The 22,408-nt window shown below is 61.1% G+C and carries 17 protein-coding genes; 11 read left to right on the top strand and 6 right to left on the bottom strand.

Annotated features, from left to right (window positions below; genetic code table 11):
• The first annotated feature begins 42 nt into the window (after positions 1 to 42).
• Both rluB and PRJ_RS07440 read left to right on the top strand, forming a co-directional pair.
• Positions 43 to 1,110 (top strand): 23S rRNA pseudouridine(2605) synthase RluB, encoded by a 1,068-nt coding sequence (gene rluB, locus PRJ_RS07435; RefSeq protein ID WP_003254539.1) that lies wholly within the window; start codon positions 43 to 45, stop codon positions 1,108 to 1,110.
• A 641-nt stretch (positions 1,111 to 1,751) separates the two neighbouring features.
• Entirely contained in the window at positions 1,752 to 3,170 is a 1,419-nt protein-coding gene (locus PRJ_RS07440; RefSeq protein ID WP_010955183.1) for an amino acid permease, read from the top strand.
• A gap of 695 nt (positions 3,171 to 3,865) precedes the next feature.
• Here PRJ_RS07440 and PRJ_RS07445 read toward each other — a convergent pair.
• On the bottom strand, positions 3,866 to 4,750 hold the full coding sequence (locus PRJ_RS07445; RefSeq protein ID WP_003254537.1) for a LysR substrate-binding domain-containing protein: 885 nt from the start codon (positions 4,748 to 4,750) through the stop codon (positions 3,866 to 3,868).
• A gap of 152 nt (positions 4,751 to 4,902) precedes the next feature.
• Here PRJ_RS07445 and PRJ_RS07450 point away from each other — a divergent pair, with 152 nt between their 5' ends.
• The gene (locus PRJ_RS07450) at positions 4,903 to 7,923 is read left to right on the top strand and encodes an FAD-binding and (Fe-S)-binding domain-containing protein (protein WP_104961028.1); all 3,021 of its coding nucleotides are present in this window, start codon (positions 4,903 to 4,905) and stop codon (positions 7,921 to 7,923) included.
• Positions 7,924 to 8,055: 132 nt separating this feature from the next.
• Here PRJ_RS07450 and PRJ_RS07455 read toward each other — a convergent pair whose 3' ends face one another.
• Both PRJ_RS07455 and PRJ_RS30305 read right to left on the bottom strand, forming a co-directional pair.
• Positions 8,056 to 9,258 carry an MFS transporter gene (locus tag PRJ_RS07455; protein ID WP_104961029.1) on the bottom strand — a complete coding sequence of 401 codons (1,203 nt, stop codon included), beginning with the start codon at positions 9,256 to 9,258 and terminating at the stop codon, positions 8,056 to 8,058.
• A gap of 388 nt (positions 9,259 to 9,646) precedes the next feature.
• Positions 9,647 to 9,775 (bottom strand): hypothetical protein, encoded by a 129-nt coding sequence (locus tag PRJ_RS30305; RefSeq protein ID WP_003254533.1) that lies wholly within the window; start codon positions 9,773 to 9,775, stop codon positions 9,647 to 9,649.
• Between the two features lie 260 nt (positions 9,776 to 10,035).
• Here PRJ_RS30305 and PRJ_RS07460 point away from each other — a divergent pair, with 260 nt between their 5' ends.
• Positions 10,036 to 11,346 carry an IS4 family transposase gene (locus PRJ_RS07460; protein ID WP_104960600.1) on the top strand — a complete coding sequence of 437 codons (1,311 nt, stop codon included), beginning with the start codon at positions 10,036 to 10,038 and terminating at the stop codon, positions 11,344 to 11,346.
• A gap of 56 nt (positions 11,347 to 11,402) precedes the next feature.
• Here PRJ_RS07460 and PRJ_RS07465 read toward each other — a convergent pair whose 3' ends face one another.
• Both PRJ_RS07465 and phhA read right to left on the bottom strand, forming a co-directional pair.
• Entirely contained in the window at positions 11,403 to 11,759 is a 357-nt protein-coding gene (locus tag PRJ_RS07465) for a 4a-hydroxytetrahydrobiopterin dehydratase (protein ID WP_003254532.1), read from the bottom strand.
• A 39-nt stretch (positions 11,760 to 11,798) separates the two neighbouring features.
• On the bottom strand, positions 11,799 to 12,587 hold the full coding sequence (gene phhA / locus PRJ_RS07470) for a phenylalanine 4-monooxygenase (RefSeq protein ID WP_003254528.1): 789 nt from the start codon (positions 12,585 to 12,587) through the stop codon (positions 11,799 to 11,801).
• 257 nt (positions 12,588 to 12,844) lie between these two features.
• Here phhA and PRJ_RS07480 point away from each other — a divergent pair, with 257 nt between their 5' ends.
• A complete protein-coding gene (locus tag PRJ_RS07480) occupies positions 12,845 to 14,404 on the top strand; it encodes a sigma-54-dependent transcriptional regulator (RefSeq protein WP_104961030.1) in 1,560 nt (519 codons plus the stop codon).
• Between the two features lie 154 nt (positions 14,405 to 14,558).
• Here the strand turns inward: PRJ_RS07480 and PRJ_RS07485 are convergent, their stop codons facing one another.
• Entirely contained in the window at positions 14,559 to 14,813 is a 255-nt protein-coding gene (locus tag PRJ_RS07485) for a DUF2790 domain-containing protein (RefSeq protein ID WP_014590098.1), read from the bottom strand.
• Positions 14,814 to 15,210: 397 nt separating this feature from the next.
• Here PRJ_RS07485 and acs point away from each other — a divergent pair, with 397 nt between their 5' ends.
• The 6 genes from acs to argR all read left to right on the top strand — a co-directional run bounded on the left by acs (position 15,211) and on the right by argR (position 21,832).
• The gene (gene acs, locus PRJ_RS07490; protein WP_003254525.1) at positions 15,211 to 17,172 is read left to right on the top strand and encodes an acetate--CoA ligase; all 1,962 of its coding nucleotides are present in this window, start codon (positions 15,211 to 15,213) and stop codon (positions 17,170 to 17,172) included.
• Between the two features lie 535 nt (positions 17,173 to 17,707).
• A complete protein-coding gene (locus tag PRJ_RS07495) occupies positions 17,708 to 18,493 on the top strand; it encodes an ABC transporter substrate-binding protein (protein WP_003254524.1) in 786 nt (261 codons plus the stop codon).
• Positions 18,494 to 18,581: 88 nt separating this feature from the next.
• Positions 18,582 to 19,271, top strand: a complete 690-nt coding sequence (locus PRJ_RS07500; protein ID WP_003254523.1) for an ABC transporter permease — start codon at positions 18,582 to 18,584, stop codon at positions 19,269 to 19,271.
• Positions 19,268 to 19,966, top strand: coding sequence for an ABC transporter permease (locus PRJ_RS07505; protein ID WP_003254520.1), 699 nt, complete (start codon positions 19,268 to 19,270; stop codon positions 19,964 to 19,966). Before PRJ_RS07500 ends, PRJ_RS07505 begins: the two co-directional genes overlap by 4 nt.
• Positions 19,967 to 19,988: 22 nt before the next feature.
• Positions 19,989 to 20,753 (top strand): ABC transporter ATP-binding protein, encoded by a 765-nt coding sequence (locus PRJ_RS07510; protein ID WP_104961031.1) that lies wholly within the window; start codon positions 19,989 to 19,991, stop codon positions 20,751 to 20,753.
• A 98-nt stretch (positions 20,754 to 20,851) separates the two neighbouring features.
• Entirely contained in the window at positions 20,852 to 21,832 is a 981-nt protein-coding gene (gene argR / locus PRJ_RS07515; protein ID WP_004576734.1) for a transcriptional regulator ArgR, read from the top strand.
• Positions 21,833 to 22,408 lie beyond the last annotated feature (576 nt).

Raw genomic sequence — 22,408 nt, forward strand, 5'->3', positions numbered from 1 at the left:
CGCCAGAAACCTGTTTTCATTCCTACACCGGGAGGTGCCCAGATGAGTGAGCAAGACCTGAAAGAAACCGAAATCACCCCGCCATCCGGCGAAAAGCTGCAGAAAGTGCTGGCGCGCATTGGCGTGGGCTCGCGGCGTGACGTCGAGGCCTGGATCAGCCAGGGTCGCATCAAGGTCAACGGCGTCGAGGCCACCCTTGGCCAGCGCGTCGACCTGCACGACGCCATCGCCGTCGACGGCAAGCTGATCAAGCGCGAGGAGGCCGCCGAGGCCACTCGCCGGGTGATCATGTACAACAAACCCGACGGCGAAATCTGCACCCGTGACGACCCGGAAGGGCGCCCGACCGTGTTCGACCGCTTGCCACGGCCAAAAGAAGGCCGCTGGATCAACATCGGCCGCCTCGACATCAACACCACTGGCTTGCTGCTGTTCACCACCGACGGTGAGCTGGCCAACCGCCTGATGCACCCGTCCTACGAGATGGACCGTGAGTACGCGGTACGTGTGCGTGGTGAAGTCGACGACGAGATGATCGAGCGCCTGAAAGCCGGCGTAATGTTGGAGGACGGCCCGGCCAAGTTCACCGATATCCAGAAGGCACCGGGTGGCGAAGGCTTCAACCACTGGTACCACTGCGTGGTGATGGAAGGTCGTAACCGTGAGGTGCGTCGCCTGTGGGAATCCCAGGGCATGGTGGTCAGCCGCCTGAAGCGTGTGCGTTTCGGCCCGGTGTTCCTCAACTCCGACCTGCCGATGGGCCGCTGGCGCGAAATGACCCAGGGCGAAATCGACATCCTCGCCGCCGAAGTCGGCCTGCAGCCGGTCGCGCTGCCAGCCATGAAGCTCAAGGCCAAGGACAAGATGGAGCGCCTGCAGCGCAAGTCGACCCGCCCGCTGGGCCGTGGCGAGCGCGTGCGCAACCTGCGCCCGGCCCACGAAGGTGCCGCTACTGGCGAACGCCCGGCGCGTCAGCCGCGTGAAGAAGCGCCGCGCAAACCCACCCGTGGCAGCACGGTGGCTGAGCGCCCGAGCGAGATGCGCAAGCGTCCGGGCAAGCCTGATGGTGACAAGCCGGCAGGCCGTGGTCGCGGCAAGCCGCGTGGCTGATAAGCCAGCGTGGTAATCAAGGAACCAGCCTTCGGGCTGGTTTTTTTATGCCTGCGGGAATGCGCGCCAAGCGGCCCAAGATATTGAGCAGAAAGAATTTTTCGGACGACTGGCAAGTTCTTGATCCGCCCTGTAAAGAAAACTGTACGAATGTGGCTGTTTTCAGCCCGCATTTCAGATCAAGCCCGATCGTGTAAACAAACCTTGCCGGCGCCCCTGTGCCAAAGCCGTCGCCATGGCGCTAGCCACCCTTGCCCAAACCCCCGTCCCCACGGTGTTATAGCCGCCATTGCCTTGTGCAGGAGCCCGTCCAAAGAGCCGGGCTGACAAAACAACAAATGGAGGCGCCATGTACGCCGATCACTTCGCCTTTGAAGGCCTGTACCACAGGAACGCTGCGTTTTTTCCCGAGGAAACGATGCAACGCGTTGACGCCTGCGCGTTTGCAGGGGTATACAGTGCGCCGCGTTTTACCTGTGACCCTCTTGCGTACCGCGCACTCTTGATCACGCCTGGTTGACCCGCTCCGGCGGCACCTGAGGTCAAGAAACCCAAGGTAACCACCTTGCCCATTCCGCTGCGCCACGAGCGCGGTGGGTCCGATTCCGTCACAGATAAAAACAATGCAGGTGACTTCGTTCATGAGTGGACAAAACATGCATTCAGGCGAGCTAAAGCGGGGCCTGAAGAACCGCCATATCCAGTTGATCGCCCTCGGCGGTGCGATTGGTACCGGCCTGTTCCTCGGCTCGGCAGGCGTGATGAAATCCGCCGGCCCGTCGATGATCCTTGGCTACGCGATCTGCGGCTTCATCGCCTTCATGATCATGCGCCAGCTGGGTGAAATGATCGTCGAAGAGCCGGTGGCCGGTTCGTTCAGCCATTTCGCCCACACCTACTGGGGTGGGTTCGCCGGCTTCCTGTCGGGCTGGAACTGCTGGGTGCTGTATATCCTGGTGGGTATGTCGGAGCTTTCGGCGGTCGGCAAGTATGTCCACTACTGGTGGCCGGAGATCCCCACCTGGGTCACGGCGGCAGCCTTCTTCGTGCTGATCAACGCCATCAACCTGATGAACGTGAAGTTCTTCGGTGAAGCCGAATTCTGGTTCGCCATCATCAAAGTGGTCGCCATCGTCAGCATGATCGGCCTGGGTGCCTACCTGCTGACCAGCGGCAGCGGCGGCCCTGAAGCCACCGTGGCCAACCTGTGGACACACGGCGGCTTCTTCCCCAACGGCGTCAGCGGGCTGGTAATGGCCTTGGCTTTCATCATGTTTTCCTTTGGTGGCCTGGAAATGCTCGGCTTCACCGCTGCCGAGGCCGACAAGCCAAAGACCGTGATCCCCAAAGCGATCAACCAGGTCATCTACCGCATCCTGATTTTCTATGTCGGTGCGTTGGTGGTGCTGCTGTCGCTGACCCCGTGGGACAACCTGGTCGCCAGCATCGACGCCTCGGGTGGCAGCTACGGCAGCAGCCCGTTCGTGCAAGTGTTCTCGCTGCTGGGCAGTGACGTGGCTGCCAACCTGCTGAACTTCGTGGTGCTGACTGCGGCGCTGTCGGTGTACAACAGTGGCACCTACTGCAACGCCCGCATGCTGCTGGGTATGGCCGAGCAGGGCGATGCCCCGGCGTCGCTGGCCAAGGTCGACAAGCGGGGCGTGCCAGTGCGTTCGATCCTGGTGTCGGCTGCCGTGACCTTCGTCGCCGTGCTGCTGAACTACCTGATGCCGCAAAACGCGCTGGAACTGCTGATGTCGCTGGTCGTGGCCACCCTGGTGATCAACTGGGCGATGATCAGCTACTCGCACCTGAAGTTCCGTCAGCACCTCGACCGTACCGGCCAGAAGCCGCTGTTCAAGGCACTGTGGTACCCGTACGGCAACTATGTGGTGCTGGCTTTCGTGGTGCTGATTCTGGGCATCATGCTGATGATCCCGGGCATCCAGGTGTCGGTGTATGCGATCCCGGTGTGGCTGCTTGCGATGTTGGTGGTGTACATGGTCAAGTCGCGTCGCCAGGTGAATGCGGGCGGTGCTGTTGAGACTGTGGCCAAGTAAGGCGCCATAGGCGGTATGTGAAAACCCGGAGTCAGGTGACTGGCTTCGGGTTTTTTGTTGCCTGTGCGGGCCCTTTCGCGGGTGAACCCGCTCCTACAACGACCTGGTATGCCTGAGGCTTACGTAACCCTTGTAGGAGCGGGTTTACCCGCGAATACGGTGGCGGCGACAACGGTGAGCGGCGGGTGGAGATTGGCCCTCAGGCCCGGCCCTTTCGCGGGTGAACCCGCTCCTACAACGACCTGGTATGCCTGAGGCTTGCGTAACCCTTGTAGGAGCGGGTTTACCCGCGAATACGGTGGCGGCGGCAATGGTGAGCGGCGGGTAGAGATTGGCCCTCAGGCCCGGCCCTTTCGCGGGTGAAACCCGCTCCTACAACGACCTGGTATGCCTGAGGCTTGCGTAACCCTTGTAGGAGCGGGTTTACCCGCGAATACGGTGGCGGCGGCAATGGTGAGCGGCGGGTAGAGATTGGCCCTCAGGCCCGGCCCTTTCGCGGGTGAACCCGCTCCTACAACGACCTGGTATGCCTGAGGCTTACGTAACCCTTGTAGGAGCGGGTTTACCCGCGAATACGGTGGCGGCGACAACGGTGAGCGGTGGGTGGAGATTGGCCAGCAGGCCCGGCCCTTTCGCGGGTAAACCCGCTCCTACGGGTACAGCGTTGCTCTCAGGTCAGGTGACCCCGCCAAAAATCAGATCTGCTCCAGCAACCAGCCTCTGAATGCCCGCAGCGACGGCAGTGCCTCATTCCTCGGCGGGTAGATCAGGTAATAACTGCGCTGGCTGGCAAACGCCACACCCGGGCTGTACAGCTCTCCCTTGGCCAGTTCCTCCTCCACCAATATGCGCGGCACCAGCCCGATCCCGATCCCGGCACGTACCGCCTGGATCAGGTGCGAGGTCAGCTCGAAGCTCGGCCCCAGCCGCATCGCCCGGTGCGGCAGGCCATGATGGGAAAACCACTCGCCCCACGCATGCGGGTTGTTGGCCACATTCAGCAGCACCTCTTCACTGATCCGCGCCGGGCTCCAGCCCTGGCTGCCGACGCCGGCCTCCGGCGGCAAGATCACCACCAGCTCCTCGGCATGCAGGCGATGGCAGACAAGCCCCGGCAAGTCGTGGCTGGCCACGCCGATGGCGGCATCGATTTCGCTGGTGTCGAAGTTGATGGTTTCAATGCGTGAGTGAATGTGCACCAGCATGCCTGGGTGAGCGCTGTAGAACGCATGCAGCCTCGGCAACAGCCATTTCGAACCGAAGGTTGGCAGGGTAGCCAGGCGCAAGGTGCCAACCCCCGATTGATAGGCCAGTGCCTGCAAGGTGGCACTGCGGATGCGCCCCAGTGCCTCGCTCAGCTCGCGCTGGTACAGGCGGCCGACATCGGTCAGCTGCACCTGGCGCCCCTCGCGGCGGAACAGGGTCAGGCCCAACTGCTGCTCCAAGGCTTGCACCTGGCGGCTGACCGCGCTTTGGGTCAGCGACAGTTCGGCGGCGGCGCGGGTGTAGCTTTCATGCCGGGCGGCGGCCTCGAAAGCCAGCAGTAGTGACATGGATGGGGTCAGGTGGCGGTAATTCATTCATAAAAGTCATTGATAGCGGCAGGATTATCCGTTTGCCCCTGACGCGAAACTACAGGAACATTGGCCTATACGTCATCCCTGTATGCATGAACCCATGCCAGGGCGACAGGTATCCCGTGATCTAGCCCATATCAAGAGGCCATCCTTCGATGATCGCCCAGCTGTCCACCGTTGCACCGAGCGCCAATTACCCCGAATTCCTCGAAGCCCTGCGCAACAGCGGCTTCCGTGGCCAGATCAGTGCCGACTACGCAACCCGCACGGTACTGGCCACCGACAACTCGATCTATCAGCGCTTGCCGCAGGCGGCGGTGTTCCCGCTGGATGCCGACGATGTGGCGCGGGTCGCCACGCTGATGGGCGAGCCGCGCTTCCAGCAGGTCAAGCTGACCCCCCGCGGTGGTGGCACCGGCACCAACGGCCAGTCGCTGACCGACGGTATCGTCGTCGACCTGTCGCGGCACATGAACAACATTCTCGAAATCAACGTGGAAGAGCGCTGGGTGCGGGTACAGGCCGGCACGGTCAAGGACCAGCTCAATGCTGCGCTCAAGCCGCACGGGCTGTTCTTCGCCCCTGAGCTGTCCACCTCCAACCGCGCCACGGTCGGCGGCATGATCAACACGGATGCCAGTGGCCAGGGCAGCTGCACCTACGGTAAAACCCGCGACCACGTGCTGGAGCTGCACAGCGTGCTGCTCGGTGGCGAACGCCTGCACAGCCTGCCGATCGACGATGCCGCGCTGGAGCAGGCCTGCGCCGCGCCGGGCCGGGTCGGTGAGGTGTACCGCATGGCCCGGGAAATTCAGGAAACCCAGGCCGAACTGATTGAAACCACATTCCCCAAGCTCAACCGTTGCCTGACCGGCTACGACCTGGCGCACCTGCGCGACGAGCAGGGCCGCTTCAACCTCAACAGCGTACTGTGCGGCGCCGAGGGCTCGCTGGGCTACGTGGTCGAAGCCAAGCTCAACGTGCTGCCGATTCCCAAGTATGCGGTGCTGGTCAATGTGCGCTACACCAGCTTCATGGATGCGCTGCGTGATGCCAACGCGCTGATGGCGCACAAGCCGCTGTCGATCGAGACGGTTGACTCCAAGGTGCTGATGCTGGCGATGAAAGACATCGTCTGGCACAGCGTTGCCGAGTACTTCCCGGCGGACCCCGAGCGCCCCACGCTGGGCATCAACCTGGTGGAGTTCTGCGGCGACGAGCCGGCCGAGGTCAACGCCAAGGTGCAGGCGTTCATCCAGCACCTGCAAAGCGACACCAGCGTCGAGCGCCTGGGCCACACCTTGGCCGAAGGCGCCGAGGCGGTCACCCGCGTCTATACCATGCGCAAGCGTTCGGTGGGCCTGCTGGGCAACGTCGAAGGCGAAGTGCGCCCGCAGCCGTTCGTGGAGGACACCGCCGTACCGCCAGAGCAGTTGGCCGACTACATCGCCGACTTCCGCGCACTGCTCGACGGCTACGGCCTGGCCTACGGCATGTTTGGCCACGTCGATGCCGGCGTGCTGCACGTGCGCCCGGCACTGGACATGAAAGACCCGGCGCAGGCCGCGCTGGTCAAGCCGATTTCCGATGCCGTTGCCGCGCTGACCAAACGCTATGGCGGGTTGCTGTGGGGTGAGCACGGCAAGGGCTTGCGCTCGGAATACGTGCCCGAGTACTTCGGCGAGCTGTACCCGGCGTTGCAGCGCCTGAAGGGCGCCTTTGACCCGCACAACCAGCTCAACCCGGGCAAGATCTGCACGCCACTGGGCAGCGCCGAGGGCCTGACCCCGGTCGATGGCGTGACCCTGCGCGGCGACCTTGACCGTACCATTGACGAGCGCGTTTGGCAGGACTTCCCCAGCGCCGTGCACTGCAACGGCAATGGCGCCTGTTACAACTATGACCCCAACGACGCCATGTGCCCGTCGTGGAAGGCTACCCGCGAACGCCAGCATTCGCCCAAGGGCCGCGCCTCGCTGATGCGCGAGTGGCTGCGCCTGCAGGGCGAGGCGAACATTGATGTGCTGGCTGCGGCGCGCAACAAGGTGTCGTGGCTCAAGGGCCTGCCGGCGCGTCTGCGCAATAACCGCGCGCGCAACCAGGGCCAGGAGGACTTCTCCCATGAAGTGTACGACGCCATGGCCGGCTGCCTGGCGTGCAAGTCGTGCGCCGGACAGTGCCCGATCAAGGTCAATGTGCCGGATTTCCGCTCGCGCTTCCTCGAGCTGTACCACGGTCGCTACCAGCGCCCGCTGCGTGACTACCTGATCGGCTCGCTCGAGTTCACCATCCCCTACCTGGCCCATGCACCGGGGCTATACAACGCGGTGATGGGTTCGAAGTGGGTGAGCCAACTGCTGGCCGACAAGGTGGGCATGGTCGACAGCCCGCTAATCAGCCGCTTCAACTTCCAGGCTACCCTGACCCGTTGCCGCGTTGGCGTGGCCTCGGTGCCGGCCCTGCGCGAGCTGACCCCGGCCCAGCGCGAGCGCAGCATCGTGCTGGTGCAGGACGCCTTCACCCGCTACTTCGAAACGCCGCTGCTGTCGGCCTTCATCGACCTTGCCCACCGCCTGGGCCACCGGGTATTCCTGGCGCCGTACAGCGCCAACGGCAAGCCGTTGCACGTACAGGGTTTCCTTGGCGCGTTTGCCAAGGCAGCGATCCGCAACGCCACGCAGCTCAAGGCCCTGGCCGATTGCGGTGTGCCGCTGGTGGGGCTGGACCCGGCGATGACGCTGGTGTATCGCCAGGAGTATCAGAAAGTGCCAGGCCTGGAGGGTTGCCCGCAGGTGCTGCTGCCGCAGGAATGGCTGATGGATGTGCTGCCCGAGCAGGCGCCTGCCGCACCGGGCAGCTTCCGCCTGATGGCGCACTGCACCGAGAAGACCAACGTGCCGGCCAGCACCCGGCAGTGGGAGCAGGTGTTCGCCCGTCTGGGGCTGAAGCTGGTGACCGAGGCCACGGGTTGCTGCGGTATGTCCGGTACCTATGGGCACGAAGCTCGCAACCAGGAAACGTCTCGGACCATATTCGAGCAGAGCTGGGCGACCAAGTTGGACAAGGAAGGGGAGCCGCTGGCGACCGGTTATTCGTGCCGTAGCCAGGTCAAGCGCATGACCGAGCGGAAGATGCGTCACCCGCTTGAGGTGGTGTTGCAGTACGCTCAGCGCTAAGGTTCAGGGCCTTTGGGGGCTGCTTTGCAGCCCTTCGCGGGTGAACCCGCTCCTACGGGGGATCGTGCACGCCAGGCTGGCGCGTCAACCCTGCAGGGGCGGGGTTACCCGCGAAGAGGCCGGCAGCGGCTTTCAGGCTTCTGTTGTACGGTCCCTGTCCCTACGCCCTTGGCGGTACAAATAGAGGCTCAACACCAACCCGCACGCTGCTGCAGCCGCCGCGAACAGAAACATCGAAGCAAAGCCGAACCCCGCCGCCACCGCACCGACCAATGGCCCGGTCACCCCCAGTGACAAGTCGATGAACAGCGAATACGCCCCCACCGCCGCCCCGCGGTTAGCTGCCGACACTTGGTTCACTGCCTCCACGCCCAATGCCGGAAACACCAGCGAGAAACCAAACCCGCTCAATGCAGCCCCCGCCAAGGCCAGTTCGGCGTTGGGTGCCAGCCACAGCATCAACAACCCGAGCGTTTCCACCGACAGGCAGGCGATCGCCACCTTGAAGCCACCGATGCGGTTGATCAGGTTGCCAAAGAGCAGCCGTGCGCTGATGAAACTGGCGCCGAACAGGCTCAGGGTCAGCGCCGCATTGGCCCAGCCACGGCTTGCATAGTAAAGGGTGATGAAGGTGGCGATGGTGCCAAAGCCGATCGAACCCAGGGCAAGCCCCGAGCCATGCGGGAATACCTTGCCCAGCACCTGCAGGAACGGCAGGCGTACACCGCTGACGATGGGTGCGGCTTGCTTGGGCCAGGCCAGCAGCAAACCGAGTACGCACAGCAGGATGATGCTCACACCCATGCTCCACAGCCCGAGGCCTTTGACCATCAGCACGCCCAGTGGGGCGCCGATGGCCAGCGCACCATAGCTGGCGATGCCGTTCCAGGAGATGACCTTGGCCGTGTTTGCGGCACCCACCCGGCCAATGCCCCAGCCGATCGCGCCCGAGCCTACCAGGCTTTCGGCGCTGCCCAGCACCAGGCGGCCGACCAGCAGGCAAGCCAGGCTCAGCCAGGGCAGGTGAGTGAGGAAGGCGCAGGCCAGCATGAATACCCCGCTAAGCCCGCAACCGGCCAGGCCGTACATGACTGCCTTCTTGCTGCCATGGTTGTCGATGATACGGCTGGCGCCAGGGCGGCTGAGCAACGTCGCGAGGTACTGCACGCTGATCACCAGGCCGGCGACCACGGCACTGAAACCCAGGTCGTTGTGCACATAGCCGGGCAACACGGCCAGAGGGATGCCGATGTTCAGGTAGCCGATGAAGGTGAACAGGACGATGGAGACGACTTGCCCAGTGACGGCAAGGGACGTGGGACTGCGTGCTGGCATTGGGGATCCGTTGCTGCGGTAAGAATGGCGGTGTATGCCGCCATCTTAACCACAGCAAGGGTGTTTGCGGGCGCAGCTGTCAGCCTGTAGTCAGTTGGTGTAATCGAGCATCCAGGTCACACTGAACTCGGCTTGCGAGTAATCCAGCCGCAAGCGCAGCAGGACAAAGCCGGCCCATCGGGTGAACATGGACGAATGCAGCAGGGCGTCGAGCGCTTGAGCGGCTGGCGCATTTCTGCCTCTTAGCGGTAGGAGGCACGAGTCTGTGTGGGGGAGGGGCGGGGCAGGTGGTAGTGGGTTGTTACAAGGTTGATTTTAGACGGTGTGAAAACGTGATGACGGGGGTAGCCCGCAGGTCAGCCGTTTTCACACAGTCGGGGATGCGCAGTTATTCCTGGTCAGCGCTGGATTGATCGTCACCATCCTGCTCGGCGGCAGCTGCCGGTTCGGCGTGAACGGTCACGGATGGCTCTTCTGGGTTCAGGCTTGGGAAGGGAAGATTCGGGATTTCATGCATCTCGTCGTTCCTCGCAAGTGTGAGTGAAAAGTCTGCGCCAGGCGCGTTTGGAGCTTCAAAAAGCTCGGGCAGGATACACAACTCTGGATGACAGTTTGGTTTTTTTCCCGGTCGTTTGTCGGTTTTGCGGGCGAACAGCGCACATATGCCCCATGAAAAAAGGGGCCTCTGGCCTAATGCCAGTCAGTTAAGACTGACGCATTGACCTTTAGCCCATAGGCCGCAAAATCCGATGCTTGGAAACGAGCATCGGATTTTTTATGCGCCTGTCAAAAGCCCTGTCCCTCACTCATGAAATGGCATCGCGGCCACATGCCCTCGAAGGGCTTGGAGCCTTGCTTGATCCAGACATTGTGAAACAGGCCTTCGAAACGGCAGGTGTCTCGACTATACGTAAGCGCCGGTTGCCGTTGGAAAGCCTGGTCTGGTGCATCATCGGCATGGCGTTGTTCCGCCGGATGTCGGCTTGGGATGTCGTGAATCACATGGACATCATGCTGCCGGGCAAGCGACCGCTGGTGGCGCCCAGCGCTGTTGTTCAGGGACGGCAACGGCTGGGTAGCGAAGCGGTTCGCGAGGTGTTTTCGCTCACCCAGCAGCGATGGCATGCAGAAGTCCAACACCCTCAATGGTTGGGGTTAACACTTTTGGGTGTGGATGGCGTCGTCTGGAATACCCCCGACACCGCAGAAAATCGGGCGTGCTACGGCGGCGCGACCAATCAGCATGGCGATGGCAGTTACCCTCAAGTCCGAATGGTCTGCCAGATGGAACTGACTAGCCATCTGCTGATAAGCAGTACTTTCGAGAGCTATCACAGTAGCGAAATGAAGCTGGCCGAACAGTTGATCGCTACCACGCCTGATCACTCGCTGACCCTGTTCGATAAAGGTTTCTACTCGTTGGGTTTGCTGCATCACTGGCAATCACAAGGCGAGCAGCGTCATTGGCTTATTCCTTTGAAGAAGGGTAGCCAGTACGAAGTCGAGCACAAGCTTGGGCGCAACGATGCCGTAGTCATTCTGCGCACCTCGCCACAAGCCCGTAAGCAATGGCCCGGCCTGCCGCTGGAGACTCGAGCACGGCTGTTAAGCAAGACGATTAAAGGCAAGGTGGTGAGCGTACTGACCTCAATGGTCGATCCGCTGCGTTTCCCGGGTGATGAGATCGTCGACCTTTACAGTCAGCGTTGGGAAATCGAACTGGGATATCGAGAGATCAAGCAAGGGCTTTTAGGTGGTGAATATACGCTGAGAAGCAAGACGCCGGAGATGATTGCGCAAGAGCTATGGGGCGTACTGCTGGGCTACAACCTGTTGCGTTATCAGATGGTGCAAATGTCTCGACAGTGCCCTGGTGTGTACCCATGCGAGATGAGTTTTACTGCCTGTAGCTGGGCAATACTGGGCTTGCTGCATGGCACATCCTTGAACCACCCCGGAAATTTGCCGGGATTTTTGTCGGATCTGCAGGCTTCGGCGGCACAATATGTCTTGCCACATCGACGGCCTGACCGATGGTTTCCGCGAACGGTGAAGCAACGTCCAGCGAAGTACCCCACCCGAAAATGAAAAATGCCAGTCAGCTTAACTGACTGGCATTAGCCTCTGGCCCCTTTTTCTGGTGTTTACTTCCGGCCTTCAGCCGTTTCCGCCACCTTGTCAGTGCGTGCGCACATGATGAAGTCGTTGCGGTGCAGGCCTTTGATCGAGTGGCTCCACCAGGTCACGGTGACCTTGCCCCATTCAGTCAGCAGCCCCGGGTGGTGGCCTTCGGCTTCGGCGATTTCGCCCACGGCATTGGTGAACGCCAAGGCGTGCTTGAAGTTCTTGAACAGGAACACGCGCTCCAGCTCCATGTGGCCGTCACGTACTTCGATGTTCCAGTCCGGGATTTCGCGGATCAGCTCGGCCAGCTCTTCGTCGGTGACTTTCGGCGCATCGGCGCGGCAGGCTTCGCAATGGGCTTGGTTCAAGGCATTCATGAGGTGTTTTCCGGTTCGAGTTGTTATCGGCAAGGTCGCTCAGGCAGCGACCTTGGGTGGAAACTTCGGTGCATGCAGACCCAGCTGCATGGCTTTATGGACCATGCCCATGATGTCCTCGTGGGCCAGGTCGAACAGGCGCTTCATGTTCGGCAGTACGAAATACACCGGTTGCAGAATGTCGATGCGATAGGGCGTACGCATGGCCTCGATCGGGTCGAAGGCCTGGTGCTCAGGCTCGTCAGACAGACTGTAGACGGTCTCTTTCGGCGACGAGAGGATGCCACCACCATAGATTTTGCGGCCTTGCGCGGTTTCCATCAGGCCAAACTCGATGGTCATCCAGTACAAGCGCGCCAGGTACACACGTTGTTCCTTGGTCGCGGCCAGGCCGAGCTTGCCATAGGTGTGGGTGAACTCGGCGAACCAGGGATTGGTCAGCAGCGGGCAGTGGCCGAAGATCTCGTGGAAGATATCCGGCTCTTGCAGGTAGTCCAGCTCTTCCGGGGTGCGGATGAAGGTGGCGACCGGAAAGCGCTTGCTGGCCAGCAGTTCGAAGAAGGTCTGGAAGGGGATCAGTGCCGGTACCCGGGCAACCTGCCAGCCGGTGGTGGCACCCAGCACCTTGTTGATCTCGCCCAGTTGCGGAATGCGGTCATGCGGCAATTTCAGCTGGTCGATGCCGTCCAGGTATTCCTGGCACGCACGGCCTTCGATCACTTTCAGCTGGCGGGTGATCAGGGTGTTCCACACCGCATGCTCTTGCTGCGGGTAATCGATAAAACCATGCGCATCGGGCTCGCGTGCCACGTATTGCGTCTGTTTCATGAGGCTCTCCTGGTGAGGGCTTTTCTTGTTATGTACAGGACATGCCTAAAGGAATATCCCTTCGCCAGCGGTTTTGCACGGGGGCGTGGCTCGGCCGTGAAGGGTGTCGACGTCGGTTTTCGTAACGATAATTTTACAAAACTCGGCAAGTGTCGGAAAATTCGAGGCATCTGGTTGATAGAAACGCGGTTTTTGTCAGCTTATCTTTACGACTTTTCTGCGCGGTGTGGAAAAACATCAGCGCTTCGAGAGCCCTCATGCGTATCAAAGTCCATTGCCAGAACCGCATTGGCATCCTGCGCGACATCCTCAACCTGCTGGTGGAGTACGGCATCAACGTGCTGCGCGGCGAGGTGGGCGGTGATCATGGCAACGCCATCTACCTGCACTGCCCGAACCTGATCAACCTGCAATTTCAGGCCCTGCGGCCGAAGTTCGAGGCCATTGCCGGGGTATTCGGCGTTAAGCGTGTGGGCCTGATGCCCAGCGAACGCCGGCACATGGAGCTGAATGCGTTGCTGGGAGCGCTGGACTTCCCGGTGCTGTCGATCGACATGGGCGGCAGCATCGTTGCCGCCAACCGTGCAGCCGCGCAGTTGCTTGGCGTGCGGGTTGATGAGGTGCCGGGCATGCCGCTGGCGCGCTATGTAGAAGACTTCGATCTTCCGGAGCTGGTGCGGGCCAACAAGTCGCGCATCAACGGCTTGCGCATCAAAGTCAAAGGTGATGTGTTTCTGGCCGATATCGCACCGCTGCAGTCCGAACACGATGACAGCGAGGCGCTGGCCGGCGCGGTGCTCACCCTGCACCGTGCCGACCGGATCGGCGAGCGTATCTACAACGTGCGCAAGCAAGAGCTGCGTGGCTTCGACAGCATCTTCCAGAGCTCGCGGGTGATGGCTGCCGTGGTGCGTGAAGCGCGGCGCATGGCGCCGCTGGATGCACCGTTGCTGATCGAGGGCGAAACCGGTACGGGCAAGGAGTTGCTGGCGCGTGCCTGCCATTTGGCCAGCCCGCGTGGACAGTCGCCGCTGATGGCGCTCAACTGCGCCGGGTTGCCCGAGTCGATGGCCGAGACCGAGCTGTTCGGTTACGGCCCTGGGGCATTCGAAGGGGCACGGGCCGAAGGCAAGCTGGGGCTGCTGGAGTTGACTGCAGGCGGCACGTTGTTCCTTGACGGGGTAGGGGAGATGAGCCCGCGGTTGCAGGTAAAGCTGCTGCGCTTTCTGCAGGACGGCTGCTTCCGTCGGGTAGGTAGCGATGAAGAGGTCTACCTGGATGTGCGGGTAATTTGTGCAACCCAGGTGGATTTGTCCGAGTTGTGTGCCCGTGGCGAGTTTCGCCAGGACCTGTATCACCGGCTCAATGTACTGTCGCTGCACATTCCGCCTTTGCGCGAATGCATGGATGGTCTGGAGGGGTTGGTGCAGCATTTTCTCGATCAGGCCAGTCGGCAGATTGGCTGCGCCATGCCGCGCCTGGCACCGGCAGCAATGGACAAACTTGGACAGTACCACTGGCCAGGTAATGTAAGGCAGTTGGAAAACGTTTTGTTCCAGGCGGTTTCGCTATGTGATGGCGGCGTGGTTAAAAGCGAGCATATTCGATTGCCGGATTATGGCGTGCGGCAACCGTTGGGCGAGTTTTCGCTCGAAGGGGATCTTTCGCAGATAGTAGGGCGCTTTGAAAAGGCGGTGCTGGAAAGTTTGATGGGGGAGTTTCCCAGTAGTCGGGCCTTGGGCAAAAGACTGGGTGTTTCGCATACCACGATTGCCAACAAGTTGAGGGATTATTCGTTGGGCAAATCGGCTGATTAAATGGCTGTAAGTTAATAGCCTGTTAATCAGGTGGTGAATGCTTCGCGGGTGAACCCGCTCCTACAGGTACCGCGCCGCATTCATGGTGTGCGAGGTACCCGTAGGAGCGGGTTCACCCGCGAAGGGGCCCGCAGGGCCCCCAATTCACAAGGTATCAGCCGTTAGAGCAGCCGTTCCCCATCACGCGGTATTCGAGAATGTGCGTCTGGCCCTTGGAGTCCTCGTAGGTCATGCGGGCTGGCACGACTTCGCAGACGTTGGGCACTTCGCTCATGGAAATGACGCGAGCAATGTCCAGGTGCTGCGAGTAACTGTACTGTTCAACCGGAATCTGCTCGGCATCTTTGGCTTCGCCGGCCATCGCCGCGCCGCAAAGACTGCCAAGTACCAATACCAGTAAAGCTTTCATTTTCTTTTTACCTGTCTAAGGTCGTGAGGGGGCACGCGGCGCTTATGGCGCCGCGAGTACAGCGAGTGTTAACTATCGGGATTAGAGGGAGATTAACGCTTGCCTTCGTGGGGGCTGTTACCAGTTGTTAATCGCCTTGCCGTTGCTGGCGAGGTGAATTTTATGGCGGTGGCCAATGCTGAAACAGTGGGTGTTTTGATAAAGTGTTTTGACAGAATCTGTAACAATCCTGGGCCAATCCCCCTCCTTTTTTCTCCGGCAGGCTGTAACGCCCGCGCCAGAGCGCTTTGCCGGAACGGGTGTACCAAATTACTACCAACGTCGAATGGCTTTTGTCGCTCTGGTACAGTTACAAACGGTTCCATACAAAAACAACTATTACACCGAGGTAACACAGATGAGTGCGGCTCCACTGTATCCCGTTCGTCCCGAGGTTGCGGCCACTACCCTGACCGACGAGGCCACCTACAAGGCCATGTACCAGCAATCGGTGATCAACCCGGACGGCTTCTGGCGCGAGCAGGCCCAGCGTATCGACTGGATCAAGCCGTTCACCAAGGTCAAGCAGACCTCCTTCGACGACCACCATGTCGATATCAAATGGTTCGCCGACGGCACTCTGAACGTTTCCTCCAACTGCCTGGACCGCCACCTTGAAGAGCGCGGTGACCAGTTGGCCATCATCTGGGAAGGTGACGACCCTTCCGAGCACCGCAACATCACTTACCGCGAGTTGCACGAGCAGGTCTGCAAGTTCGCCAACGCCCTGCGTGGCCAGGATGTGCACCGCGGTGACGTGGTCACCATCTATATGCCGATGATCCCCGAAGCGGTGGTCGCCATGCTGGCCTGTGCACGCATTGGTGCGATTCACTCGGTGGTGTTCGGTGGCTTCTCGCCCGAGGCGCTGGCTGGCCGTATCATCGACTGCAAGTCCAAGGTGGTGATCACTGCCGACGAAGGCGTACGTGGTGGCCGCCGTACCCCGCTCAAGGCCAACGTCGACCTGGCGCTGACCAACCCTGAAACCAGCAGCGTGCAGAAAATCATCGTGTGCAAGCGCACCGGTGGCGACATTGCCTGGCACCAGCACCGCGACATCTGGTACGAAGACCTGATGAAAGTGGCCTCCAGCCACTGTGCACCCAAAGAAATGGGCGCTGAAGAGGCGCTGTTCATCCTTTATACCTCCGGCTCCACCGGCAAGCCGAAGGGCGTGCTGCACACCACAGGCGGTTACCTGGTTTACGCCGCGCTGACCCATGAACGCGTGTTCGATTACCGTCCGGGCGAGGTGTACTGGTGCACCGCCGACGTCGGTTGGGTCACAGGCCACAGCTATATCGTCTACGGCCCGCTGGCCAACGGCGCCACCACCTTGCTGTTCGAAGGCGTGCCGAACTACCCGGACATTACCCGCGTATCGAAGATCGTCGACAAGCACAAGGTCAACATCCTCTACACAGCGCCAACTGCCATTCGCGCCATGATGGCCGAAGGGCAGGCAGCTGTTGAAGGCGCCGACGGTTCCAGCCTGCGCCTGCTGGGGTCGGTGGGTGAGCCGATCAACCCTGAGGCCTGGAACTGGTACTACAAGACCGTCGGCAAGGAGCGTTGCCCGATCGTCGACACCTGGTGGCAGACCGAGACCGGCGGCATCCTGATCAGCCCGCTGCCTGGTGCCACCGGCCTCAAGCCGGGTTCGGCAACTCGCCCGTTCTTCGGTGTGGTGCCTGCCCTGGTCGATAACCTGGGCAACCTGATCGACGGTGCTGCCGAAGGCAACCTGGTAATCCTCGACTCCTGGCCGGGTCAGTCGCGTTCGCTGTACGGCGACCATGACCGCTTCGTCGACACCTACTTCAAGACCTTCCGTGGCATGTACTTCACCGGCGACGGTGCGCGCCGCGACGAGGACGGTTACTACTGGATCACCGGCCGTGTGGATGACGTGCTCAACGTGTCCGGCCACCGCATGGGCACTGCCGAAATCGAAAGCGCCATGGTCGCGCACTCGAAGGTTGCCGAGGCTGCTGTGGTTGGCGTGCCGCATGACATCAAAGGGCAGGGCATTTATGTGTATGTCACCCTCAATGCCGGCATCGAGGCCAGCGAGCAATTGCGCCTAGAGCTGAAGAACTGGGTGCGCAAGGAGATCGGCCCGATTGCTTCGCCAGATGTGATCCAGTGGGCGCCGGGGCTGCCGAAGACCCGCTCGGGCAAGATCATGCGCCGCATCCTGCGCAAGATTGCCACCGGTGAATACGACGCCCTGGGCGATATCTCGACCTTGGCCGACCCAGGTGTGGTACAGCACCTGATCGATACCCACAAGGCGATGAACCTGGCTTCGGCCTAACCCTTTCCCGGCAATACCCCCTGTAGGAGCGGGCTTGCCCGCGAATGCGTCAGTTCAGGCTAAGCTGTCCCCTGACCTCATGCATTCGCGGGCAAGCCCGCTTTTGTATTGTTACCCGACAATCATCGGTTACTGTTCTGTCACCGGCCCCGCACAGGTTCGGGGCGCCAGGAAACAATTCCGGCCCGTTTCGGTGCATCGGAGTCAGCATTTTGTGCATCAAGGCACGCTGCACTTGCCGTCGTACAAGGCTTTGCCAATAATAGGCCCAGGAATTGCTAGGTCTATAGGTTCTATTTCTTGCGCCTTTGCATATTTTGCACTGGCTGTCAACATCGCTCGCGGCGGTTTCAGGCGCTTCTATAAGTAGTTGTCGCTTTGAAGAAATATCGACTACCGGGCTGTCGTTAAAATGCCACTCACTCGCTCGTGGTATGCGGCCTTGGTCGAACCCTGCGCGGCTCGCGTTGTACTCATTCGCATATCGGGCAGCTGTTACCTGCCTTGTATTGCCCCGTACCGATGGAGTTACCTGATGAAGAAGCTCGCACTGCTTGGCGCCCTGGCGCTGTCTGTGTTTTCCCTGGTGTCGCAGGCTGCTGAAAAACCGCTGAAAATCGGCATCGAAGCTGCCTACCCACCCTTCGCCTTCAAGCAACCTGACGGCAGCATTGCCGGCTTTGACTACGATATCGGCAACGCGCTGTGCGAAGAGATGAAAACCAAGTGTACCTGGGTCGAGCAGGAGTTCGACGGCCTGATCCCGGCGCTGAAAGTGCGCAAGATCGACGCCATCCTGTCGTCCATGTCGATCACCGATGACCGCAAGAAGTCGGTCGACTTCACCAAGCGCTACTACCTGACTCCGGCGCGCCTGGTCATGAAGGACGGTACCACCGTCAGCGACAGCCTGGACGAACTGAAAGGCAAGAAGATCGGCGTGCAGCGCGGCTCCATTCACGACCGCTTCGCCAAGGAAGTGCTGGGCGCCAAAGGTGCCACCGTGGTGCCTTACGGTACCCAGAACGAAATCTACCTGGACGTCGCAGCGGGCCGCCTCGACGGCACTGTGGCTGACGCCACCCTGCTGGAAGATGGCTTCCTCAAGACTGACGCCGGCAAGGGCTTCGCGTTCGTAGGCCCGGCCTTCACCGACGCCAAGTACTTCGGTGACGGTATCGGTATTGCCGTACGCAAGGGTGACAAGGCCAATGTCGACCGCATCAACGCGGCGATCGACGCCATCCGTGCCAACGGCAAGTACAAAGAAATCGAAAGCAAGTACTTCAATTTCGACATCTACGGTCCAGACTCGAAGTAAGACGTCGGGTTTCACCTGTGCAATGGTGCAAACAGCAGAGGCTCTGAGGTTTGCACCATTTTTCATTCTCTAGGTCGAGGACCTCATCATGTTGAAAGGCTACGGGGCAGTCATCCTCGACGGGGCGTGGCTGACGCTACAGCTCGCCCTGTCGTCGATGGCCCTGGCCATCGTGCTCGGCCTGATCGGTGTGGCGCTGCGTTTGTCGCCAGTGCGCTGGTTGGCCTGGCTGGGCGATCTGTATTCCACGGTGATCCGTGGTATTCCGGACCTGGTCCTGATCCTGCTGATCTTCTACGGCGGGCAAGACATCATCAACCGGGTGGCGCCGCTGCTCGGCTATGAAGACTATATCGATCTGAATCCGCTGATTGCGGGTATCGGTACCCTGGGCTTCATCTTTGGCGCCTACCTCTCGGAAACCTTCCGCGGGGCCTTCCTGGGCATTCCCAAGGGCCAGGCCGAGGCGGGCGTGGCGTATGGCATGAGCCCTCGCCAAGTGTTCTTCCGCATCCAGGTGCCGCAAATGATTCGCCTGGCCATTCCGGGCTTCACCAACAACTGGCTGGTGCTGACCAAGGCTACTGCGCTGATTTCGGTCGTCGGTCTGCAGGACATGATGTTCAAGGCCAAGCAGGCGGCTGACGCCACCCGCGAACCCTTCACCTTCTTCCTGGCAGTGGCGGCGCTGTACCTGGTGCTGACCAGTGTTTCGCTGCTGGCCCTGAAGTATCTGGAGCGCCGCTACTCGGTGGGCGTCAAGGTGGCTGAACTATGATCTTCGACTACAACGTCGTCTGGGAAGCGCTGCCGATGTACTTCGGCGGCCTGCTGACCACCCTGAAACTGCTGGCGATTTCGCTTTTCTTCGGCCTGTTGGCAGCCATTCCGCTGGGCCTGATGCGGGTATCCAGGCAGCCGGTGGTCAACCTTGCTGCATGGCTGTACACCTACGTCATCCGTGGCACGCCGATGCTGGTGCAGCTGTTCCTGATCTACTACGGCCTGGCCCAGTTCGAAGCGGTGCGCGAGAGTATCTTCTGGCCGCTGCTGTCCAGTGCCACCTTCTGCGCCTGCCTGGCGTTCGGCATCAATACCAGCGCCTACACCGCCGAAATCATTGCCGGCAGCCTCAAGGCGACGCCGCATGGCGAAATCGAGGCTGCCAAGGCCATGGGGATGTCGCGCATGAAAATGTACCGCCGCATCCTGCTGCCTTCGGCGCTGCGTCGGGCACTGCCGCAGTACAGCAATGAAGTGATCATGATGCTGCAGACCACCAGCCTGGCGTCGATCGTCACCCTGATCGACATCACCGGTGCTGCGCGCACGGTCAATGCCCAGTACTACCTGCCTTTCGAGGCCTATATCACGGCGGGCGTGTTCTACCTGTGCCTGACCTTCATCCTGGTGCGCCTGTTCAAGATGGCCGAACGCCGCTGGCTCGGCTACCTGGCGCCGCGCAAGCACTGACCGCTTTGTGAGAATCGACAGCATGTACAAACTCGAAGTCCAAGACCTGCACAAGCGCTACGGCAGCCACGAAGTGCTCAAGGGCGTGTCGCTGGCGGCCAAGGCCGGCGACGTCATCAGCATCATCGGCTCCAGCGGTTCGGGCAAGTCGACCTTCCTGCGCTGCATCAACCTGCTGGAGCAGCCGCACGCTGGCAAGATCCTGCTCAACAACGAAGAACTGAAGCTGGTCCCCGGCAAGGATGGCGCGTTGAAGGCTGCCGACCCGCGTCAATTGCAACGCATGCGCTCGCGCCTGTCGATGGTGTTCCAGCACTTCAACCTGTGGTCGCACATGACTGCGCTTGAGAACATCATCGAAGCGCCAGTGCACGTGCTGGGCGTGAACAGGAAGGAAGCCCTGGAAAAGGCCGAGCACTACCTGGCCAAGGTGGGTGTTGCCCATCGCAAGGATGCCTTCCCCGGGCATATGTCGGGGGGTGAGCAACAGCGTGTGGCAATTGCCCGGGCGCTGGCCATGGAGCCGGAGGTCATGCTGTTCGACGAGCCGACCTCGGCGCTTGACCCTGAGCTGGTGGGTGATGTGCTGAAGGTGATGCAGGCGCTGGCCCAGGAAGGTCGGACCATGGTGGTGGTGACCCACGAAATGGGCTTTGCCCGCGAGGTGTCCAACCAGTTGGTGTTCCTGCACAAAGGCCTGGTGGAAGAAACCGGCTGCCCGCGTGAAGTGCTGGCCAACCCGCAGTCGGAGCGCTTGAAGCAGTTCCTCTCCGGCAGCCTGAAGTAAAAGCTGCATTTTTGCACCAGAATAGGGCATGCTGCGCGGCGAGCGCAGCCTGACCCGGCGCACAGACTCGAACGACCTCAGGTTTCGGACCGCACCCTATGACCACCCAGCGAATCGGTTTTCTCATCTGGCCCAGCACCAGGCCTTTGACCCTGGCGTTGGCCGAGGAAGTGTTGCTGGTGGCGCAGCGTGTGCATCCGGATGTGGTCTACGAGTTGGTCTTCCTGCAGGCCGAGCCTGCGCAGGAAGGCGCCTGGCGGCTGCCGGGCGAGCCGTGGACCGGCCGCCTGGAGGGCTGCCACAAGCTCTTTCTGCTGGCCGACGAGCCGCCTGCGGCGATGGGGGCTGCCTTTTCAGCGGCGCTCAAGCAACTGGCGCGCAGTGGTTGCCTGATCGGTGGCCTGTCGGCCGGGGTGTATCCGCTGGCAATGCTGGGCCTGCTCGATGGGTACCGGGCAGCCGTGCACTGGCGCTGGCAGGATGACTTTGCCGAACGCTTCCCCAAGGTGATTGCCACCAGCCACCTGTTCGATTGGGATCGCGACCGACTGACCGCCTGCGGCGGTATGGCGGTGACCGACCTGCTGCTGGCGGTGCTGGCGCGCGATCACGGGGCGGAGTTGGCCGGGGCGGTGTCGGAAGAGCTGGTGGTAGAGCGCATCCGCGAGGGTGGCGAGCGCCAGCGTATTCCGCTGCAGAACCGCCTGGGCTCGAGTCACCCCAAGCTGACTCAGGCCGTGTTGCTGATGGAAGCCAACATCGAAGAGCCGCTGACCACCGACGAAATCGCCCAGCATGTGTGTGTGTCGCGTCGGCAGTTGGAGCGTATCTTCAAGCAGTACCTGAACCGCGTGCCCAGCCAGTACTACCTGGAGTTGCGGTTGAACAAGGCGCGGCAGATGCTGATGCAGACCAGCAAGTCGATCATCCAGATCGGGCTGTCTTGTGGTTTCTCGTCGGGGCCGCATTTTTCCAGTGCCTACCGTAATTTCTTTGGTGCAACGCCGCGGGAAGACCGGAACCAGCGTCGCAGCAGCAGCCCGTTTGAATTGAGCTCGGCGCCGGCTGAAAAGGGCTGAGATTTCGGGTGGGTTCGGGGTGTATGCCTTGGGGTTGGTGTTGGGGCGCAAATCGAGCGCCGCCCACGCGGCGCTTCGCGGGTAAACCCGCTCCTACGTTCGTTTCGGGCCAGTTATGCCTTTGGCATTTGCGCGCGAACGCCTGGGTGCCTATCTCGATATCGCGTCGTACCAACAAGGCGGTCGCGCGCGCCAGGCACAGGATGGACTGGCCCGAAACAAACGTAGGAGCGGGTTTACCCGCGAAGCGCCGCGCGGGCGGCGCTCGATCTCCCCGTCAACACATTAACATCGCCGTACATCCTGCCCCCTCACAATCCTATGTGAACACCCGTACATCCTGTCCCCCTCACAATCCTGTGTGAACACCCGTACATCCTGTCCCCCTCACAATCCTGTGTGAATACCCGTACACCCCGCCCCCTCACAAACCTATGTGAACACCCGTTCACCCAGCCCCCTCTCTCCCGTACACTGCGCGATTGCGACAGTGTTTGTCGCATTGCCGAAAGCCTTGTCAAAACTGGGTTTTGCGCTGTAACAAGTTGTCGCTTGGCCGCAAGGACAGGCGCGGAT

It is taken from the genome of Pseudomonas sp. XWY-1 (genome assembly GCF_002953115.1).
In the GTDB taxonomy this organism is placed as follows: Bacteria; Pseudomonadota; Gammaproteobacteria; order Pseudomonadales; family Pseudomonadaceae; genus Aquipseudomonas; species Aquipseudomonas alloputida.